The organism is Microbispora sp. GKU 823, from assembly GCF_002027145.1.
In the GTDB taxonomy this organism is placed as follows: domain Bacteria; phylum Actinomycetota; class Actinomycetes; order Streptosporangiales; family Streptosporangiaceae; genus Microbispora; species Microbispora siamensis.
Genome location: NZ_MWJN01000008.1, coordinates 44,045 through 60,888, shown reverse-complemented (window position 1 = coordinate 60,888; position 16,844 = coordinate 44,045). Strand labels below are relative to the sequence as shown.

Sequence of the window (16,844 nt, the reverse complement as noted above, 5' to 3'; positions counted from 1 at the left end):
CCGGACACGGAGACGGGGAAACCGGCGCGGAGACGAGGAAAGGCGTGGACGCCGGTCGTCCACGCCTTCCTCACGAGATCGGGCGGCTCACGATCAGTCGTCGCTCTTGGCGCTGGGCAGCTTCTCCGCGATCAGGTTCATGACCGAGCTGTCGGTCAGCGTGGTGACGTCGCCGAGCGAGCGGTTCTCCGCCACGTCGCGCAGCAGCCGGCGCATGATCTTGCCGGAGCGGGTCTTCGGCAGCTCGGGCACGACCAGGATCTGCCGCGGCTTGGCGATCGGGCCGAGCGTCTTGGCCACGTGGGCGCGCAGCTCGGCGGCGATGTCGTCGCTCTCCTCCGCGCTGCCGCGAAGGATCACGAAGGCCACGATGGCCTGGCCGGTCAGCGGGTCGGTGGCGCCCACGACGGCCGCCTCGGCCACCTTCGGGTGGCTGACCAGCGCGCTCTCGACCTCGGTCGTGGAGATGTTGTGCCCGGAGACCAGCATGACGTCGTCGACCCGGCCGAGCAGCCACAGGTCGCCGTCCTCGTCGCGCTTGGCGCCGTCGCCGGGGAAGTACATCCCCTCGAACCGCGACCAGTAGGTGTCGACGTAGCGCTTGTCGTCGCCCCAGATGGTCCGGAGCATGGACGGCCAGGGCTCGCGGACCACGAGGAAGCCGCCGCCGCCGTTCGGCACCGAGTTGCCCTGATCGTCGACCACGTCGGCCGCGATGCCGGGCAGCGGCTGCATGGCGGCGCCGGGCTTGGCGGCCGTGACGCCGGGGAGCGGGCTGATCATGATGCCGCCGGTCTCCGTCTGCCACCACGTGTCCACCACGGGGCAGCGGTTCGCGCCGATGTGCTCGCGGTACCAGACGTACGCCTCGGGGTTGATCGGCTCGCCGACCGACCCGAGCACCCGCAGGGACGACATGTCGTACTTCGCGGGGATGTCGTCGCCCCACTTCATGAACGTACGGATCGCGGTGGGGGCGGTGTAGAGGATCGTGACCTTGTACTTCTGTACGATCTCCCAGAAACGGCCGCGGTGCGGGGTGTCCGGGGTGCCCTCGTAGATCACGCTGGTCGCGCCGTTGGCGAGCGGGCCGTACACGATGTAGGAGTGCCCGGTCACCCAGCCGATGTCGGCCGTGCACCAGTAGATGTCGGTCTCGGGCTTGAGGTCGAAGACCGCGTGGTGGGTCCAGGCGACCTGGGTGAGGTAACCGCCGGTGGTGTGCAGGATGCCCTTCGGCTTCCCGGTCGTGCCGCTGGTGTAGAGGATGTACAGCGGGTCCTCGGCGTCGTGCGGCACCGGCTCGTGCTCGGCGGGCTGGCGGTCCACGAGGTCGTGCCACCAGACGTCCCGCTCGGTGACCGCGACGTCCTGGCCGGTCCTGCGCACCACGAGGACGTGCTCGACGCCGGGGCACTCGGCGACGGCCTCGTCGACCGTCGGCTTGAGCGCGCTGGGCGCGCCGCGGCGGAAGCCGCCGTCGGCGGTGACGACGACCTTGGCGTCCGCGTCATGGATACGGCTCTTCAGGGCGGAGGCGGAGAAGCCGCCGAAGACCACCGAGTGGATCGCCCCGATCCGGGCGCAGGCCAGCAGGGTGATCGGCAGCTCGGGGATCATCGGCATGTAGACCGCGACCCGGTCGCCCTTGCGCACCCCCAGCTCCTGCAGCGCGTTGGCCGCCTTCGCGACCTCCTTCTGCAGGTCGGCGTAGGTGATCGTACGGCTGTCGCCCTCGGGCTCGCCCTCCCAGTAGTAGGCGACCTTGTCGCCCCGGCCGGCCTCCACGTGGCGGTCGACGCAGTTGTAGGCGACGTTCAGCTTGCCGCCGATGAACCACTTGGCGAAGGGCGGCTCCCACTCCAGCGTGGTGTCCCAGCGCTCCGCCCACGTCAGCCGCTCCGCGGCGCGTTCCCAGAAGGCGAGCCGGTCCTGTGCGGCCTCCTCGTAGGCGTCCGCCGTGACGTTCGCGGCCGACGCCAGGTCCGCCGGAGGCTCGAACCGGCGCGTCTCGCTCAGCAGGTTCGACAGCGTCTCCTGGGTTTCCTGACCGGGGGTCTCGGTGGCCACTCCGTACTCCTTCACAGCGTCTAAAAGTTGTCTCTCGTTCGGCCGCCTCGGCCAAGCTGGGGTATGTCGTGTCCCACTTCACCAGGCGAGCGGTGTCAAGTACAAGTAATCGGGGTGGGGGCGTTTTGTCCGGTTACCGCCTATAACCTGCCAACTTAGCGATAGGTGAGGAACTGGCCGAGACCGGCGTCGCCTTTGTGCGCTGAACGGCCGCACCTCCTCGGCGAACGACCTTCTACCGGCGGGTATGGTCGGGGGCTGTGAGCGATCCCCTGGCCGTGATCGCCGGGCTGCCCGGCGTGCCCGAGGCCGTACAGGAGGCCCGAGAGGCCGTTGACCGCCTCTATCGGCACCGGGTGCTGCGCCGGCGCAGTCCCGAGGTGTCGGCCGAGTCGGCCCTGCGTGGTGCACGTGCCTCCGCCGCGATCGAGGGCGTGGACGTACCGCTCGAGCCGCTGCGCATGGGCGAGGTGACCGATCCCGTCGTGCAGGGTGCGCTGCGCGCCTCGGCCGAACTCGGCCGGCTGGCCCCGACGTGGCGGTCGGCGCCGCGGCAGGTCCTCGCCCGGCTGCACGCGCTGGCGGCGGCCGGGCTGACCGCCGACCCCGGCAGGCCCAGGACCGTGCCCACGACCGCCGATCCGCTAGGGCTCGGCCCGGCGCCCGGGCCGGAGGAGACCGCTGCCCGCATGTCGGCCCTCGCCGGGCTGGTCACGGATTCCACCACGGCGCCCGCCCTCGTGCTCGCCGCGATCGTGCACGCGGAGCTGGCGGTGCTGCGTCCCTTCGGCGTGGCCGACGGCCTGGTCGCCCGCGCCGCCGAGCGGCTCACGCTGGTCGACCTCGGCCTCGACCCGAAGTCGCTCGCCGTCGTGGAGGTGGGCCACGCCAGTCTCGGCGAGGCGTACGCCGAGGGCCTCAGGGCGTATCTCAAGGGCACGAGCGAGGGCGTCGGCACCTGGGTGAGGCACTGCGCCTCGGCGGTCGTCCTCGGCGTCCGCGAGACGACGGCGATCTGCGAGGCCATGTCCCGCTGATCCGCCCTCCACGGGCCGCCGCGCGCGGCGATGGTGTGAGCAGGTGCGGTCGGCCGTGTCGGGCCGCCGTGGGTCGCGGTGATGTGGGCGCGGTCCGTCGGGCCGTGTCGGGCCTCCGGGGGCGGCGGTGATGCGGGCACGGTCCGTCGGGCCGTGTCCCGCTGTCGTGCGCGCTGGTGTGGACAAAGCGGACGGCGTCCCTGGTGTGGAACGCCGTCGCCGGTACGTTTCACCGGGTTACCAAGCGTGCACCTGAATCTGTCGGAGCGGGTCAAGCCCGTCTCGACACGCCTCCCGCGGCTGGTCGCGCGTGGGTACCCGATGCCGTACGCGGACCCGCAGGTCCGTAATCCCTTTTTACGTCCGATTCCCCGGGATGGAAACCCCTACGTCCAAGAGCTTTACCGAGTCACTTGGGTCATTCCTGTACTTCTGTCCCCATTGATGCCGCATGTCGGCATTCAAGGTGTGATCGGTGACTCCTCGTGGCCGCCGTCCGTACCCGTTGCGACCGCACCTGTCGACATGCCACACTGACTCTGGGAAAAAATTTTACTCAGATTGGAGAGGGTTCTCGACGTACCTCTCGTGATCAGGCAGCATACGGTGTGTCTCTCCATACGGAACGGCGTGTGTGCCTCAGAGGTGTTGGAACCCTTGCCATGCCCTGGTCCCTTGTTTAAAGCTTTCTTCTAATACGGGACCGGCTCTACCCCCCCCAGAGCCGGACCACTAGGCGACCCCCGCTCTCCCCCCCCGGCGGGGGTCGCCCTTTTCGATCAACTTGCCCTGCTGCCATTAGTGGACGACCCGAACTGCCCGGGTCTTGTCCACAGGCCGGGCTTCGTCCACAGAACGCGGTTCGCTCTCCCGGGCCGGTCGCGGCCTCTCGCATTGTGGTCCTCCCGAACGCCGAGTCGTCCCGGACGACAGGGAGACACCGATGCCACGCCCACTGGCCATAACCGACGATCAGGAACTTCTCGACGATCTGCTCCGCATCGCCGCCGCCGCGGGCGTCGAACTCGACGTGGCCCACGCGGCCGCCCACGCCCGGCCGTACTGGATCCGGGCTCCGCTGGTCGTGGTCGGCAGCGACCTGGCCGACGATCTGGCCGCCACGGGTCCGCCGCCCCGGCAGAACGTGGTCGTCGTGACGCGGACGGCCGACGACCCCGACATGTGGCGCAGGTGCGTCGCCGTGGGGGCGCACACCGTGCTGGAGTTGCCCGAGGCCGAGCGGTTCCTCGTGGAGGAGTTCGGCGACGCCGCCGAGCCCGTGACCAGGGCCGGCACGGTCCTGTGCATCGCGGGAGGGAAGGGCGGCGCCGGTGCCACCGTCCTCGCGGCGTCCCTGGCGCTGACGGCGTCCCGCGGCGGGCTGCGCACGCTCCTCGTCGACGCCGACCCGCTCGGCGGTGGGATCGACGTACTACTCGGCCAGGAGGAGGCTCTGGGCGCCCGCTGGCCCGACGTCGTCGGGCGGGAGGGCAGGGTGAGCTTCGCCGCCCTTCAGGAGGCGCTGCCGACCTTCGGGGAGCTCACCGTGCTGTCGGCGCATCGCGGCGATCCGGTGCGCATACCCCGGGAGGCGATGCGCGTCGTGCTCGACGCCGCCCAACGCGGCTGCGACCTGGTCGTGGTCGACCTGCCCCGGCATGTCGGCGAAGGCGAGGCGGAGGCGCTCGCCAGGGCCGCCGCGACGATCGTCGTCGTTCCCGCGGACCTGCGCGGGGCGCTCGCGGCGGCCCAGACCGTGACGCTGCTCCGGCCGGCGACCGGCGACCTGCGCCTGGTGATGCGCGCCGGAACCCTCGATCCGGAGATCGTCGCGGCCTCTCTGTCGGTCCCGTGCGCGGGCGTGCTCCCGGAGGTGCGCGGACTCGTGGAGACGCTGGATCGGGGAGACCCGCCGCCGCTGCGCCGATCCCCGTTGGGCCGCTTCTGCGGTGAGCTGCTCGAGTCCCTCCTGGGCGGGCTCTCCCAGGCCGGCAGGACCCGGCCGTCCGCCGGGGCGGGTGGCCCATGACCCGCCAAGGACCGGTGACCGTTCCCGGGGTCGGCGCGGATCTGGTCGAGGCGGTCCGTGTACGGCTGTCGCAGACCGGGGCCGCTCCCAGCGAGGCCCAGGTGGCGGCGGCCCTGCGCGCGGAGCGGGCCGTGCTCGGGGACGCCGAGGTCCTGGCCGTCGCTCGCACGCTGCGCGCCCACCTCATCGGCGCGGGCCCGCTCGAAGCCCTGCTGGCCGAGCCGGGCGTCACGGACGTCCTGGTCAACGGGCCGCGCGAGGTATGGGTGGACGACGGGGACGGCCTGCGCAGGACGAGCGTGACGTTTCCGGGCGACGATGAGGTCCGCAGGCTCGCCCAGCGTCTGGCCGCGGCGGCCGGGCGTCGTCTCGACGACGCCTGCCCCTACGTGGACGCCAGGCTCGCCGGCGCGTGCGCCTGCACGCGGTCCTCCCGCCGATCGCGGCAGAGGGGACCTGCCTGTCCCTGCGGCTGCCGTCACGGCGGGCGTTCACGGTGGAGGAACTCGCCGCGGAGGGCGGAGCCGCCGTGCTCCGTGCGATCATGGCGGCCCGGCTGGCGTTCCTGGTCACCGGAGGCACCGGCACCGGCAAGACGACCATGTTGAGCGCCATGCTCTCCCTCGCGGGTCCGGCGGAGCGCCTGCTGCTGGTCGAGGACTCCGCCGAGTTGCAGCCCCTGCACCCTCACGTCGTACGGCTCGAGGCCCGGCCGCCGAACCTGGAAGGCGCGGGCGGGGTCGGGCTGCACGATCTCGTACGGCAGGCCCTCCGGATGCGGCCCGACCGCCTGGTGGTGGGCGAGGTGCGCGGAGCGGAAGTCGTCGACCTCCTGGCGGCGCTCAACACGGGCCACGAAGGGGGCTGCGGCACGCTGCACGCCAACAACGCCGCCGACGTGCCCGCACGGCTGGAGGCTCTGGCCTGTGCGGCGGGGTTGTCGCGGGAGGCGGTGCACAGCCAGATCGCCGCCGCGCTCGACCTCGTCATCCACCTCGTACGGGAGGCGGGCGGCGGCCGTCGCCGGGTGTCGGAGATCTGCGTGCTCGAACGCGGCCCGTCCGGCCTGGTGACGGCGGTTCCGGCCCTGACCTTCGACCCGGAAGGCCGGGCCCGCCGGGGCCCGTCCTTCGACGCGCTACGAGCACGCTGCCCGGCCTCGTGGCCGTCATGACGCCGCCGGGTGGGCTGCTCACGGGGCTGGCCGCGATGCTCGCCGCCTTCTTCGCCGCCTGGGTGTGGGCCGGGCCGGATTCCGGGACGACACGGCTGGCGTTCCTCACCCGGACGCGGCGGCCAAGGGACATGCGCAGGTTCTGGGTGGCACTCACCCGCCGTCCACTGCCAGGGGCGACGGCGGCGGCCTGGCGGGCGGCGTCCATCGAGCTGTGCCAGAGCCTGGCGGCCGAACTGTCGGCGGGGAGGACTCCTGGTGATGCCCTCGCGCGGGCCATCTCCTCGGTCAGCCCTCCCGATCCGGCCGCGCTCGCCCCGGTGGTCGCCGCCGCCCGGGATGGCGGCGACGTCGCCGCGGCCCTGGTGAACGCCGCCCCCGCCCGCGGCGGCGAGGGCCTCGTCCGGCTGGCCGCCTGCTGGCGGGTGAGCGTGGCCGTGGGCGGCGGCCTGACCGCGCTGGTGGAACGGGTGTGCGCCTCTCTGCGGGAGGCACAGGCCCATCGGGAGGAGGTGGCCGCCCAGCTCTCCGGACCTCGGGCGACCGCCCGGATGCTGGCGGGACTGCCCGTGCTCGGCCTGCTGATGGCCGCCGGACTCGGCATGAATCCGCTGGTGTTCCTGTTCGGCGGCCCGGCGGGGTTCGCCTGCCTGGTCGTCGGGCTCGCCCTCGACGCCGTCGGCGTCTGGTGGACCCACCGGCTCGTCACGCGGGCGGAGGAACTGACGGTGCCGTGATCGGACGGCGCTGTGATCGACGGCGTGGGGAGGGACGGTGCGGTGGTCGAACGAGGCCGGGGCCGGGCGGTCCTGATCGGGCGCTCGGGGACGGCGCGCACCGAAGACGCCAACGGTGCGGGCGGCGGGAGGCGCCGGGCCGGCGTCTGTCGTGAGGGGTGAAGAGGACGGCCGTCGTCGTGGAGGGCGAGCCGTGGTCCTGCCGGAAGACGGTTGTCTCGCTGGAGACGGATGTCCTGCTGGAGAGGGTTGTCCGCTGAAGACGGACGTCCCGCTGGGAAGGGGGCGAGACATGATCGCCTTACTGGCCGGGCTCCTGACCACGCTGGCGATGCTGGCATGGCCGGTTGCTCGTTCGCCGGCTGTGCGGCTGAACGCCATCGCGTCGTCGGCGTCGTCGGAGGCGCAGACCCAGGGGTCACCGGGCGCCGCGCCGGTGGGCGCGAGCGCGGCACGTCGGGGGGTGGCCGTCGCGACACCCGTGGGATTCGCGCTGTTCCTGCTTCTCGGCGGCCCGGTGGGGGCGCTCGTGGGGACGGTGACGGCCATCGGTCTGTTCGTCGCCGTTCGCAGGCGGGAACCGGCCGAGGTCAGGCGCCGCCGGGAGCGTATGGGGGCCGACCTGCCGTTCGCCGTCGATCTGATCGTCGCCTGCCTCCGAGCCGGACAACCGATGAGCGGGGCCGTCGAGACGACCGCCGTCGCGATCGCGGGCCCGGTGGGCGAGCGCCTCTCATGGGCCGGTGCCCAGATGCGTCTGGGTGCTCCTCCCGAGGAGGCATGGGCCGCTCTGCGCGATGACCCGGCGCTCGCCGCCCTCGCCAGGACGATGATCCGGGCTGCCCAGAGCGGTGCGCCGGTCGCCGACGTCCTCACCCGGCTCGCCGACGACGCCCGGCGTGCGGCTCAGGCGACGGCCTCGGCCGCGGCGCGAAGAGTGGGCGTCCACGCCGTCGCACCCCTCGGGCTCTGCTTCCTGCCGGCCTTCGTCTTCCTGGGGATCATCCCCATGGTCGCGGGTCTGGCGGGTCAGATCCTCCTGCCATGAACAACCTGTGGACAGTCTCATCCACACCTGTGGACAGCAGTCGGGGCAAATAGCTCAGAAGCTCCCCAATAGCTGGTCGTCGATCCACAGCTGAGGGTGCTGTCGTTGTGGACAACTGTGGTGGCAGGCCTCTTGTCCACAGAACCTCGCTCGGCCCGAATCCCTCCGCCCGTGATCCCGCAGTCTGGCCCCAGCACGGGCGGAGGGGCCGCCCCGAGCGGGTCAGGAGGACCGATGAGCAAGCACGCCGCGACCGGCCGGAGGAACCAGACGGGCACCATCCTCCGGCGGCGAGACGGTGACTCTGCGGGCCGTCACAGGGCTCGGCCGGCACGATGGACGGCGCTGGTGCGCTCCGCACGAAGGGCGCTGGTGGGCCGCTCACGGAACGCCGCTCGGGCGACGTGCGACGCCCTGCGGCGGCCGTCCGCCGCGCTGCGGCGTCCCGCCGCCCGGATCTCGTGCCGCGCTCGGGAGCTGAGCATCCAGTGGGCGGTACAGGCCAGGACGAGGGCCGACGCGGGCATGTCGACCGCGGAGTACGCCGTCGGCACGATAGCCGCCTGCGGGTTCGCCGCACTGCTCTGGAAAAGCGCCTGCAAAGCAAAAATGAAGGTCCTACACGCTGACCTGCCTTTTATCGCCCCACGTCGAGGTGATCTCCAGCCACGCCGTCCGCGGATCGGTCCTGAACACGTGCACGCTATCGATCAGCTCGGCCATCAGCTCCCGCCGGCGGACCGGCCTCAGGGTCGGCCACTCAGCGACCAACGCCTGGATCACGGGGACGTACGCGTGTCGGCTGCGGGGCGCTGGCCGCTGGAGTTCGTCGACCTGGGCGACGAGCTCGGCCCGCTCGGCGAGCAGATCGTCGCGTGTGCGTTTGTAGGTGTCCTCTGGAACGAGTTCGAGCGCGAGCTGGCGCGTCAGACGGTCCAGGGCGGCATCCAGACGCCGGATCTGGCCTTCCAGACCGGATACGTCGATCTGAGCCTCCAGGGCTGGTGCTGGGGCTGACCCGGGGTCGGCCTCGATGTCCTCGGCCCACTGGGCGAGCACACCGAGCACGAGCTCCTCCACGCGGGCCCGCTGCACGGAGCGGGAGCCGCACTGCCCCTTGCGCATGTAGGCGGAGCAGTTGTATCGGGCGGCCTTGACGCCCTTGTGCTCGCCGACGGTCATGGTCGCGCGGCAGTGGCCGCACCAGATCCGCCCGGTCAGCGGGTAGACGGTGACCCGGGCCCGCGGGGCAGTCTTGGCGACGCGTTCGCGGCGACGGCGATAGGCCTGCCACTCCTCTTCCGTGATGACCGGCTCGTGCGCGCCCTTGAGGTGGATGATGCGGCGGCAGCGGGCGGCGTTCCCGCATCCGCACTGCGGGTCGTGGGTTTTGATGAGGCCGGCGCCGAAGCCGGTGTCCAAGTACCTGAGCAGCGTGCTGGTGGACCAGGGGCGGCCCTGGGTGCTGGCGACGCCTGCGGCGTTGGCCCAGGCGACGAGCTGCCGAGCGCCCTCGCCGGCCGTGTAGCGGCGGTACAGCTCGGCCAGGACGGGCCCGGTTCGCGGGTCGATCTCGTACCGTTCCGGCCCATCCTGGGGCGCGCGGATGGTCCTGTGGGGCTGGAGCGGGTCGGGGATCCGTCCGCGCAGGACATAGCCGAATCGGGCGCGACCATGCGAGGGCAGGCCTCGGCTGCGACGGTACTGGTGCGCCTCGGCCCACTGCTCGCCGGCGCGGTCACTCTCGAAGGCGGCGAACTCGAGGAGCATGCCGCGCTGGAGCTTGCCGATGGCCGTGGTGGCGTCGATGTCCTCGGTGGCGGACTGGAGTTCGCCGCCGACGTTGTGGAGCCTGGCGAGGTTGATCGCGTTGCCGGTGCGGTTGCGGCCGAAGCGGTTGTATTTCCAGGCAGCGATCTCTTTGGCTTCGCCTGCTTCGACTCCGGCGATTGCTTCCATGATCTTGCGGTGGAAGTTCCGGCCGGTCGCGTCGAGATCGATAACCCATCGCACGATCTTTCTGCCGTTGCGCTGGGCCCAGTTCGTGACCGCGGCTTTCTGGATCTCCGGGGAGATCTGCTCTTCTTTGAGCATGGAAACTCGGACGTAGCCAATTACCGGGATAAGGCCGTCCGAATCGGGGGAGGGGCGCGGGGGCATCAGGGCGTCTCCGCGGTGCAGGGGGTCGGCGGGGCGGCGTGTTGGCAGGGAATCAACACGACCGCGTCCGCGTGGGGTGTCAGTTGCTCAGATGGACGGGTGTACCGGCGCCGGGGTCGATGCCCGGGCACTTGTGCGCGGACAGGACGCCGCGGAGGAAGGACAGGCGGTTCTGGTCGCTGCGCGCGATTTCGGTGACCTGGATGGCGACGCGGTCCAGGTGACCGGAAATCTCCGCTGCGGCTTCCATGCTGGCGGCCTTCATCTCGATGGTGTGCTGCTCTTGAGCGGCCACGATGCGAGCGCCGATGGCGACGATGCCCGTGGTGATCGCGGCGGGTATGGTCAAGCGCAGGATGCGGTCTGCTTGATCGGGGATTCGTTTACTGACGATGGTCGTGAGCGCTGCGATGCTCCATAACCCCAGTGATATGCGCGTGAGTTCCTGGTAGTGCACGTGCTCCCCTTCCTTGCTGGAGCCGAGTGATGGTGCGAGAGGTGACGCGCCGTTTGGGGCGAACGGTTTACCTGCGTCGGGGAGAAATTCAACCAGTAATCGCTGTTTCGCACAATGTCACATCTTGTGGGACCGTTATGTGCGATTAGTCCAATTCGGGTGATTCGCCGCGCATAAGTCGAGCCCATTGCAGGCGGCGCCTCTGACGGATCAGTTCGAGTCGGGCGTCTTCGGCGGCCATGTCCCGCTCCCACTGGGCGCGTTCCTCGGGTGTCATACGCGCCAGGATCTCGTTGATCTCCGCCTGGATCTCTTCCACGGTGCGAGTCACCTCGCTAGCGGGGCGGCTGGGCGCGGCCGCTCTCGCCTCGGCCGCGTCCTCTTCTCGGCCTGGCGGCCCTTCAGGGTCGGTGGTGTAGCCGGCGGCGGCGAGGATCTCGTCGGGGCCGATGCCGAGTTCGGGGTGTTCGCGCTGAAGTGCTCGGCCAAGGGTCGCAAGGCTTTCGTAGCGCGGCCGGCTGGCGCCGGACCTCCAGCGGCTGAGCTGGGACTGGTCGATGGGGACGTAAGCGGCGAGCTGCGCTTGGGAGAGCTGCGTCTGCCGCATCACGTCGTCCAGGAGTGCGCGGAATCGGTCAGCGGGCCAGCTCCTGGTCTTGACCATGTACAAGAGCATAGGCGTTTGCGCATCACCTGTCGAGCTTGCATATGTGCAAGAGTCCAGGTCAAGCGGCATTTCCTTGCATTTCATGCATAACCCCACTTCTTGACGGATGTCCTGACAGGAGGGCGCCCCCTCGCGTCCCTTGCTTATGCATATGTACATGGCTAAGGTGAGCTTGTACATACCGCAAGGAGGCACAACGGTGGCACCCACCATCCGGCTCCGCGACGGCGTCCCCGAGCGCCTCAAGAAGCTGTTCGACTGCTCCACCGACATGGCGCTCGCCGAGACCATCGGCATCGACCAGAGCCAGTGGAGCCGCGTTGCCCGGGGCGTCTCCGCCCCCGGCCCCGCCTTCCAGGCCCAGCTGCTCCTCGCCGTCGAGGGCAAGGACCTGGACTTCTACACGCTGTTCGAGGTCGTGAAGGGCGAGACGGAGCGGAGGTCGGCGTGATGTCGGCCTACCGCGACTCCCTCGCCCCTGAGACCCGCGCCGTATACGACCAGCACATCGCCGCTGCGGCCCGCATCCTTGGCCGCGCCCGCGCCGAGCGTGACGCCCTTCCCGCTCGCGAAGCCGCTGAGGCGGCCTACGTCCCCGGCGGGCCGAGCGTGGACGAGCTGGAGGCGCTGATCCTCCGCCAGCGCGCCGAGGCCCTCGCACAGGTCCGGGAGGCGTCGTGAACGCCGGAGCCGACTACGCGCTGCTCGGCCTGTTCCGCCGGTGCGAGGAGCTCGCCGAGCTCGACCGCGCCGACGACACCGACTCCCGCTGAACGCACAGCGGGCCCAGCCGCTGGTACCGGCCGGACCCGCCTGATCCCGCATCCGCAGAACCTCACAGAGAGGACGCAGGACCCATGACCATCATCCAGGACGCGCCGCAGATGCGCACCCACCTGGACGCCCTGCACCAGCAGGGCTACGACCTCGACATCAAGCACCTGCCCGACGGCGGGTTCACCATCGTCGCGACCCGCACCACGGAGATCACCGTGACGGCGGGCACCCTCGACGAGGCCCTTGCCCTGACGGACGCGCAGGCGCCGGGCTCCGTGGACCGCGTGTTCGCGGCGCTGGGCGAGTACGCCTGGCGATTCGAGTGCGCGTCGCACCTGCGCAGCATGCTGCTGGCCGCGCTGATCGCCGGGAAGTGCGACATCGACCCCGCGCAGATCGTGGACCTGGCCCGGGACGAGCCGTTCAACGAGCGGGTCCGGGAGGCCGGCCGCGAGGCGGACCGGCTGCTGGCCGAGGCGCGCCGCCGCTGGGAGGCCGCCGAGTACGGCGAGGCCACGCTGGCCGAGGGGCAGGTGGCCCGTGGCTGACCGCGTGGACGTCGCCGACGTGCGCGAGCTGCTGACCGCGATCCGCGAGTCCCTCACCGCCCCCCGGCACGCCTCCTACGAGTACGCCGAGGCCAGCAAGCAGCTGCTCGTGGACCGGGCCGCCGCAGTCCGCGGCGTCCTCACCTCGTTCATCAAGCACCGCGGCGAAGCGGACCTCCTGAAGGAGGCGCGGATCCTGCGGGAGTTGGTCGCCGAGAACGCGCCGGTCACGTACCCGGTGCGTGAGGCGGAGGTGCCGGTGCCGGTGGACCTGGCCGACGACGAGCCCGCTGGCGGTGACCGGTGACCGCGACGACCGCCCGCCTCGTCGGCGGCATCCCCTGGCGCGGAGGCCCCCAGCTCGACCAATGGGCCGAGGACCAGTACCGCGCCGAACAGGCCGACTACGACCTCGGAGACGTCGAGTGACCGAGACTCTGCCCCAGCGCGCCGAGTGCCCCACCTGCAAGACCAAAGACGTCCAGGTCAACCAGACCGGCCGTCTCCGCAAGCACAAGCACAACGGCGACACCTGCCCCGGCTCCGGCGCCCCCATCGGCACCGCCCGCATCCCCAAGCCCGCCCGCGGCTGGTACACCGACCCGGTCACCGGCACCAAGCTCCGCCGCGTCACCAGCATCCTCGAGCGCGGCGTGCCCAAGCCCGCCCTGCCCTACTGGGCGGGCAACCTCGTCGCCGAAACCGCGATGGAGCACCTGCCCCAGCTCGTCCGCGCGAGCCGCCGGCCGCATACCGCGACCGAGGCGTACGACTGGCTGCGCCGCGCGCACACCCGCAAGAAGGACGAGCGGGCCGACATCGGCGACGCCGTCCACCAGATCATCGAAGCGCACGTCCTCGAGACGCCCGTGCCGCAGGACCTCCTCGACAACCCCGAGATGCGGCCCTACCTGGAGAACTTCCTCGCCTTCGTCCGCGACTACGAGGTCACCTTCGAGGCCTCGGAGATGGTCGTCGGCAGCTACGAGCACGGCTACGCCGGGAAGCTCGACTACATCCTCCACTCGCCGTACATCCACGGCGGCCGGCCGTCACTCGGCGACACGAAGACCGGCGGCGAGCTGGACGTCCGGCTCGCCGACGGCACGCTCAAGGGTGTCTACCCCGAGGCCGGGATGCAGATGAGCGCATACCGGCACGCCGAGGTGTGCTGGCTGCGCGATGGCACCCGCCTGCCGATGCCCGAGACCCACGACGTCGGCGTCGTGCTGCACCTGCGCCCGGAGGGCTACCGGGTCTACCCGGTCAAGTGCGGGCCCGAGGTGTTCGCGAAGTTCCTCCACGCCCTCCAGGTCGCCGAGTGGAGCACCGAGCTCGCGCCGACCGTCGTGGGCGCGGCGCTCCCCATCCCCACTCGTGTTCGCCAGGCCCAGGAGGTGGCCTGACCTATGTCCGGACGAATCCTCACCCTCCAGCGGCAGGCCCGCGAGCTCGGCCGCCTGCGCACGGGCTACAGCGTCCCCAACGAGGACCCGAACAAGCGACCCCGCGCGGTCCGCTCGCAGACCTGGATCATCAGCAGCCACGCCGAGCACTACGTGCAGGCCGCCGCCGAGGTCTGGGGCGGCACGGTCGAGAAGTGGCAGCCCCAGGGCAACGGCGCCGCCCAGTGGCGTGTCATCACCGAGGCCAACAGCCTGGACGCCATCCTCCCGCCCGGCGACCCGCTGTCCCAGGCGTACGAGCTGTGGACCAAGGGCGGGGCTCAGCGCCGCTGCGACGGCATGACCGAGTCCCTGTCGGACCAGCCGTGCTTCTGCCGGCAGCAGTGGGGCGACGCGTTCTGGGAGCGCGCGCCGAAGGATGCCGCTTGCAAGATCACGACCAGGTTGAACGTCATCCTGCCCGAGATGCCCGACATCGGCGCCTGGCGTGTAGAGACGCACTCGTACTACTCCGCCAACGAGATGGCCGCCGCGGTCGACGTGCTCAAGGGGTCGATCGGAGACCAGGCGCTGATCCCGGTCCGGCTGCGGATCGAGCAGCGCACCCGTGTGGCGAACGGGCAGACCAAGCACTTCCCGGTCGTCGCCGTCGAGTTGCGCGGCGGGACGGCCGGTCAGGTGCTGGCGGGTTCGGTGCAGACCGTTGCGATCGGCGGCGGCCAGGCGCCGGAGGAGGGGCAGGCTGCGATCGGAGGGGCCGAAGCCTGCCCCCGCCGGGCCGTCGGCGGTCCCGTCTGCGGAGGACTTCCCTCGCCGGCCCGGGCGGCGAAGACGTTCGCAGAGTTCAAAGTCATCTGGGACGAGGCTGGCCGGGCGGGGATCGCGCCGACCGAGGCGCAGAACGCGGAGATGACCGCGATCGGCAAGCGGCTCAAGGCCTCCGCCGAGCAGACGAAGCCCGCCACGGCGGAGGCTCCGGCCGTGCCGGCCCCCCGCGCTGCGGAGGCGGCGGACGCCGACCTGCTGTGGTCCCAGATCGTCCAGCTGTCCCCGTGGCCGATGAGCGAGCTCACCGCGCGATTCGCCCGGGAGATGGGCGGAGTGGCGCCGGACGCCGCGTCGGAGGCCGAGCTCGACGTCTTCCTGCAGCGGCTGCGGGCGGGCGATTTCAAGGAGCCCGCCGCGGCCGCCGCCGCTCCCAGCCTCGACCAGCCCCCCTTCTAGGAGCCGATCACCATGACATGGCTGACCGGCCACTGGGCCGGATTCGACCTCGAAACCACCGGCGTCAGCGTGGACGACGACCGCATCGTCACCGCCTGCATCGCCCGCGTCGACACCACCGGCGCCCAGCCGCCGGCCATCCGTACGGCGCTCGCCAACCCGGGCACCGACATCCCGGAGCAGGCGACCGCCGTGCACGGCATCACCACCGAGCACGCCCGGCAGCACGGCGCCCCGGCCGCCGAGGTGGTCGCCCAGGTCGCGGACACGCTCATGGCCGCCGTGTTCGAGGGCCTGCCGATCGTCGGGTTCAACCTCCAATACGACCTCACCCTGCTCGACCGTGAGACGAGGCGGCACGGGCTGGAGCCCTTCGGCGACCGGCTGGCCGCGGCCTGCGGCACGGTGATCGACGGCTACGTCATCGACAAGTACGTCGACCCGTTCCGGAAGGGCTCGCGGAAGCTCGATGCGATGTGCGAGCACTACGGGGTCCGCCTCGACGGCGCGCACGACTCGCACCAGGACGCCCTCGCCGCCGCCCGCGTGGTGTTCCGCATCGGCCAATACGCCGCTCAGGGCGCCGAGTGGCTGCGCGGGCGCGGATTCAAGGACGACGTGGCCCGCCGGTTGGCCGGCCTCGCGAGCCTCGACCTCGCCGCGTTGCACGCGCTGCAGGTGAAGGCCAAGGCTGACCAGGCCGCGAGGCGGCAGCAGAAGCCGTTCGACGACGTGCGCGGCGAGTGGCCGCTGATCCCGTTCGCGCCGGTCCGGCAGGAGTCGCTGGCGTGATCGGCCCTTCTCAGCAGAACGCCCCCGCCGTGTGCGCGGCGGGGGCCGTCCCAAACCCTCAGCAGGAGATCAAAATGTCCTACCCCAACCTTACCGAGCCCAGCACCAACGGGCACCGCGTCCACCCGGCCGCCGCCGCCCAGTACCGCGAGCTGATCGAGCACAACGAGCGCAAGCTCGCCGAGTTGCTCCCCGAGGAGGCCCGCCTCGACGACTTGCTGACCGCCTGCCGCGAGGTCATCAGCGAGGTCCGCAAGTCGATCGACCGCTACCGGGCCAAGCTCGGCGAGGACGTCATCGGCCACCCCGCCGCAGCCGCGGCCCCGCTGGCCGCCCGCCACATCCACCCCGCCGACGACATCACCGTCACGCTCCCGTGCACTGGGTGCGGCGCCGTCGTCGTCGCGATCCCCGAGGCCGGAGTCTGGACGCACGGCGGCCGGGAGCTGACGCCTGACGGCTACATCTGCTGGCCGGGCCGGGCGGACTCGACGGTGGCCACGCCGCCGGTGCAGCCGCCCGTGCAGCCGCCCGTGCAGCAGCCGGTGACGGACGTGCGGGTCGCGGGGCCTTCCCCGGAGGCGCCGTTGGGGGAGCTGGACCAGTCGAAGAGCGCGGCGATGGACGGCTTCCTGGCGTCGCACGCGGCGATCGGTCAGGACGGCAACTCGTGATCGCGCTTCGTCGAGTGATTCACGTCTGGGTGCACGGCAAGGGC

18 protein-coding genes and 2 pseudogenes are annotated in these 16,844 nt (G+C 71.3%); 15 read left to right on the top strand and 5 right to left on the bottom strand.

Features of this window, described 5'->3' with window-relative positions; all coding sequences use genetic code 11:
* Positions 1-93 precede the first annotated feature (93 nt).
* Positions 94-2,070, bottom strand: a complete 1,977-nt coding sequence (gene acs / locus B1L11_RS06835; protein WP_079313747.1) for an acetate--CoA ligase — start codon at positions 2,068-2,070, stop codon at positions 94-96.
* 260 nt (positions 2,071-2,330) lie between these two features.
* On the opposite strand from acs, the gene B1L11_RS06830 reads away from it, so the two are divergent.
* The 5 genes and pseudogenes from B1L11_RS06830 (at position 2,331) to B1L11_RS06810 (ending at position 8,095) form a co-directional block, all read left to right on the top strand.
* Positions 2,331-3,107 carry a Fic family protein gene (locus tag B1L11_RS06830; protein WP_079313701.1) on the top strand — a complete coding sequence of 259 codons (777 nt, stop codon included), beginning with the start codon at positions 2,331-2,333 and terminating at the stop codon, positions 3,105-3,107.
* 943 nt (positions 3,108-4,050) lie between these two features.
* Positions 4,051-5,136: a septum site-determining protein Ssd gene (ssd, locus tag B1L11_RS06825; protein WP_079313700.1), complete on the top strand. Its 1,086-nt coding sequence runs from the start codon at positions 4,051-4,053 to the stop codon at positions 5,134-5,136.
* Positions 5,133-6,310, top strand: a pseudogene (locus B1L11_RS06820) (TadA family conjugal transfer-associated ATPase). The gene ssd and the pseudogene B1L11_RS06820 overlap by 4 nt, the downstream one beginning before the upstream one ends.
* On the top strand, positions 6,307-7,047 hold the full coding sequence (locus B1L11_RS06815) for a type II secretion system F family protein (protein WP_179155014.1): 741 nt from the start codon (positions 6,307-6,309) through the stop codon (positions 7,045-7,047). The pseudogene B1L11_RS06820 and the gene B1L11_RS06815 overlap by 4 nt, the downstream one beginning before the upstream one ends.
* Positions 7,048-7,339: 292 nt before the next feature.
* On the top strand, positions 7,340-8,095 hold the full coding sequence (locus B1L11_RS06810; protein ID WP_256862286.1) for a type II secretion system F family protein: 756 nt from the start codon (positions 7,340-7,342) through the stop codon (positions 8,093-8,095).
* Between the two features lie 314 nt (positions 8,096-8,409).
* Here B1L11_RS06810 and B1L11_RS46570 read toward each other — a convergent pair whose 3' ends face one another.
* Entirely contained in the window at positions 8,410-8,649 is a 240-nt protein-coding gene (locus B1L11_RS46570; RefSeq protein WP_179155013.1) for a hypothetical protein, read from the bottom strand.
* Between B1L11_RS46570 and B1L11_RS49920 the strand changes: the two genes are divergently transcribed.
* Positions 8,621-9,112 (top strand): DUF4244 domain-containing protein, encoded by a 492-nt coding sequence (locus tag B1L11_RS49920; RefSeq protein WP_256862293.1) that lies wholly within the window; start codon positions 8,621-8,623, stop codon positions 9,110-9,112. The genes B1L11_RS46570 and B1L11_RS49920 overlap by 29 nt on opposite strands.
* A 48-nt stretch (positions 9,113-9,160) precedes the next feature.
* On the opposite strand, the pseudogene B1L11_RS06800 reads toward B1L11_RS49920, so the two are convergent.
* From B1L11_RS06800 to B1L11_RS06790, 3 genes and pseudogenes are all read right to left on the bottom strand, one after another.
* Positions 9,161-10,255, bottom strand: a pseudogene (locus B1L11_RS06800) (recombinase family protein); the annotation flags it as partial.
* A 79-nt stretch (positions 10,256-10,334) separates the two neighbouring features.
* Entirely contained in the window at positions 10,335-10,712 is a 378-nt protein-coding gene (locus B1L11_RS06795) for a hypothetical protein (RefSeq protein WP_079313698.1), read from the bottom strand.
* Positions 10,713-10,857: 145 nt separating this feature from the next.
* On the bottom strand, positions 10,858-11,376 hold the full coding sequence (locus B1L11_RS06790) for a helix-turn-helix transcriptional regulator (protein WP_143737068.1): 519 nt from the start codon (positions 11,374-11,376) through the stop codon (positions 10,858-10,860).
* Between the two features lie 202 nt (positions 11,377-11,578).
* Here B1L11_RS06790 and B1L11_RS06785 point away from each other — a divergent pair, with 202 nt between their 5' ends.
* The 9 genes from B1L11_RS06785 (at position 11,579) to B1L11_RS06750 (ending at position 16,800) form a co-directional block, all read left to right on the top strand.
* Positions 11,579-11,830: a hypothetical protein gene (locus B1L11_RS06785; RefSeq protein ID WP_079313696.1), complete on the top strand. Its 252-nt coding sequence runs from the start codon at positions 11,579-11,581 to the stop codon at positions 11,828-11,830.
* The gene (locus tag B1L11_RS06780) at positions 11,827-12,060 is read left to right on the top strand and encodes a hypothetical protein (RefSeq protein WP_079313695.1); all 234 of its coding nucleotides are present in this window, start codon (positions 11,827-11,829) and stop codon (positions 12,058-12,060) included. Before B1L11_RS06785 ends, B1L11_RS06780 begins: the two co-directional genes overlap by 4 nt.
* A 176-nt stretch (positions 12,061-12,236) precedes the next feature.
* A complete protein-coding gene (locus tag B1L11_RS06775) occupies positions 12,237-12,704 on the top strand; it encodes a hypothetical protein (RefSeq protein ID WP_079313694.1) in 468 nt (155 codons plus the stop codon).
* Positions 12,697-13,011, top strand: a complete 315-nt coding sequence (locus B1L11_RS06770) for a hypothetical protein (protein WP_079313693.1) — start codon at positions 12,697-12,699, stop codon at positions 13,009-13,011. The genes B1L11_RS06775 and B1L11_RS06770 overlap by 8 nt, the downstream gene beginning before the upstream one ends.
* Positions 13,008-13,133, top strand: a complete 126-nt coding sequence (locus tag B1L11_RS49915) for a hypothetical protein (RefSeq protein WP_256862285.1) — start codon at positions 13,008-13,010, stop codon at positions 13,131-13,133. The genes B1L11_RS06770 and B1L11_RS49915 overlap by 4 nt, the downstream gene beginning before the upstream one ends.
* Positions 13,130-14,110, top strand: coding sequence for a hypothetical protein (locus B1L11_RS06765; protein WP_079313692.1), 981 nt, complete (start codon positions 13,130-13,132; stop codon positions 14,108-14,110). The genes B1L11_RS49915 and B1L11_RS06765 overlap by 4 nt, the downstream gene beginning before the upstream one ends.
* A gap of 3 nt (positions 14,111-14,113) precedes the next feature.
* Positions 14,114-15,334 (top strand): hypothetical protein, encoded by a 1,221-nt coding sequence (locus tag B1L11_RS06760; RefSeq protein WP_079313691.1) that lies wholly within the window; start codon positions 14,114-14,116, stop codon positions 15,332-15,334.
* 12 nt (positions 15,335-15,346) lie between these two features.
* A complete protein-coding gene (locus B1L11_RS06755) occupies positions 15,347-16,126 on the top strand; it encodes an exonuclease domain-containing protein (RefSeq protein WP_079313690.1) in 780 nt (259 codons plus the stop codon).
* A gap of 74 nt (positions 16,127-16,200) precedes the next feature.
* On the top strand, positions 16,201-16,800 hold the full coding sequence (locus tag B1L11_RS06750; RefSeq protein WP_079313689.1) for a hypothetical protein: 600 nt from the start codon (positions 16,201-16,203) through the stop codon (positions 16,798-16,800).
* The last annotated feature ends 44 nt before the right edge of the window (positions 16,801-16,844 follow it).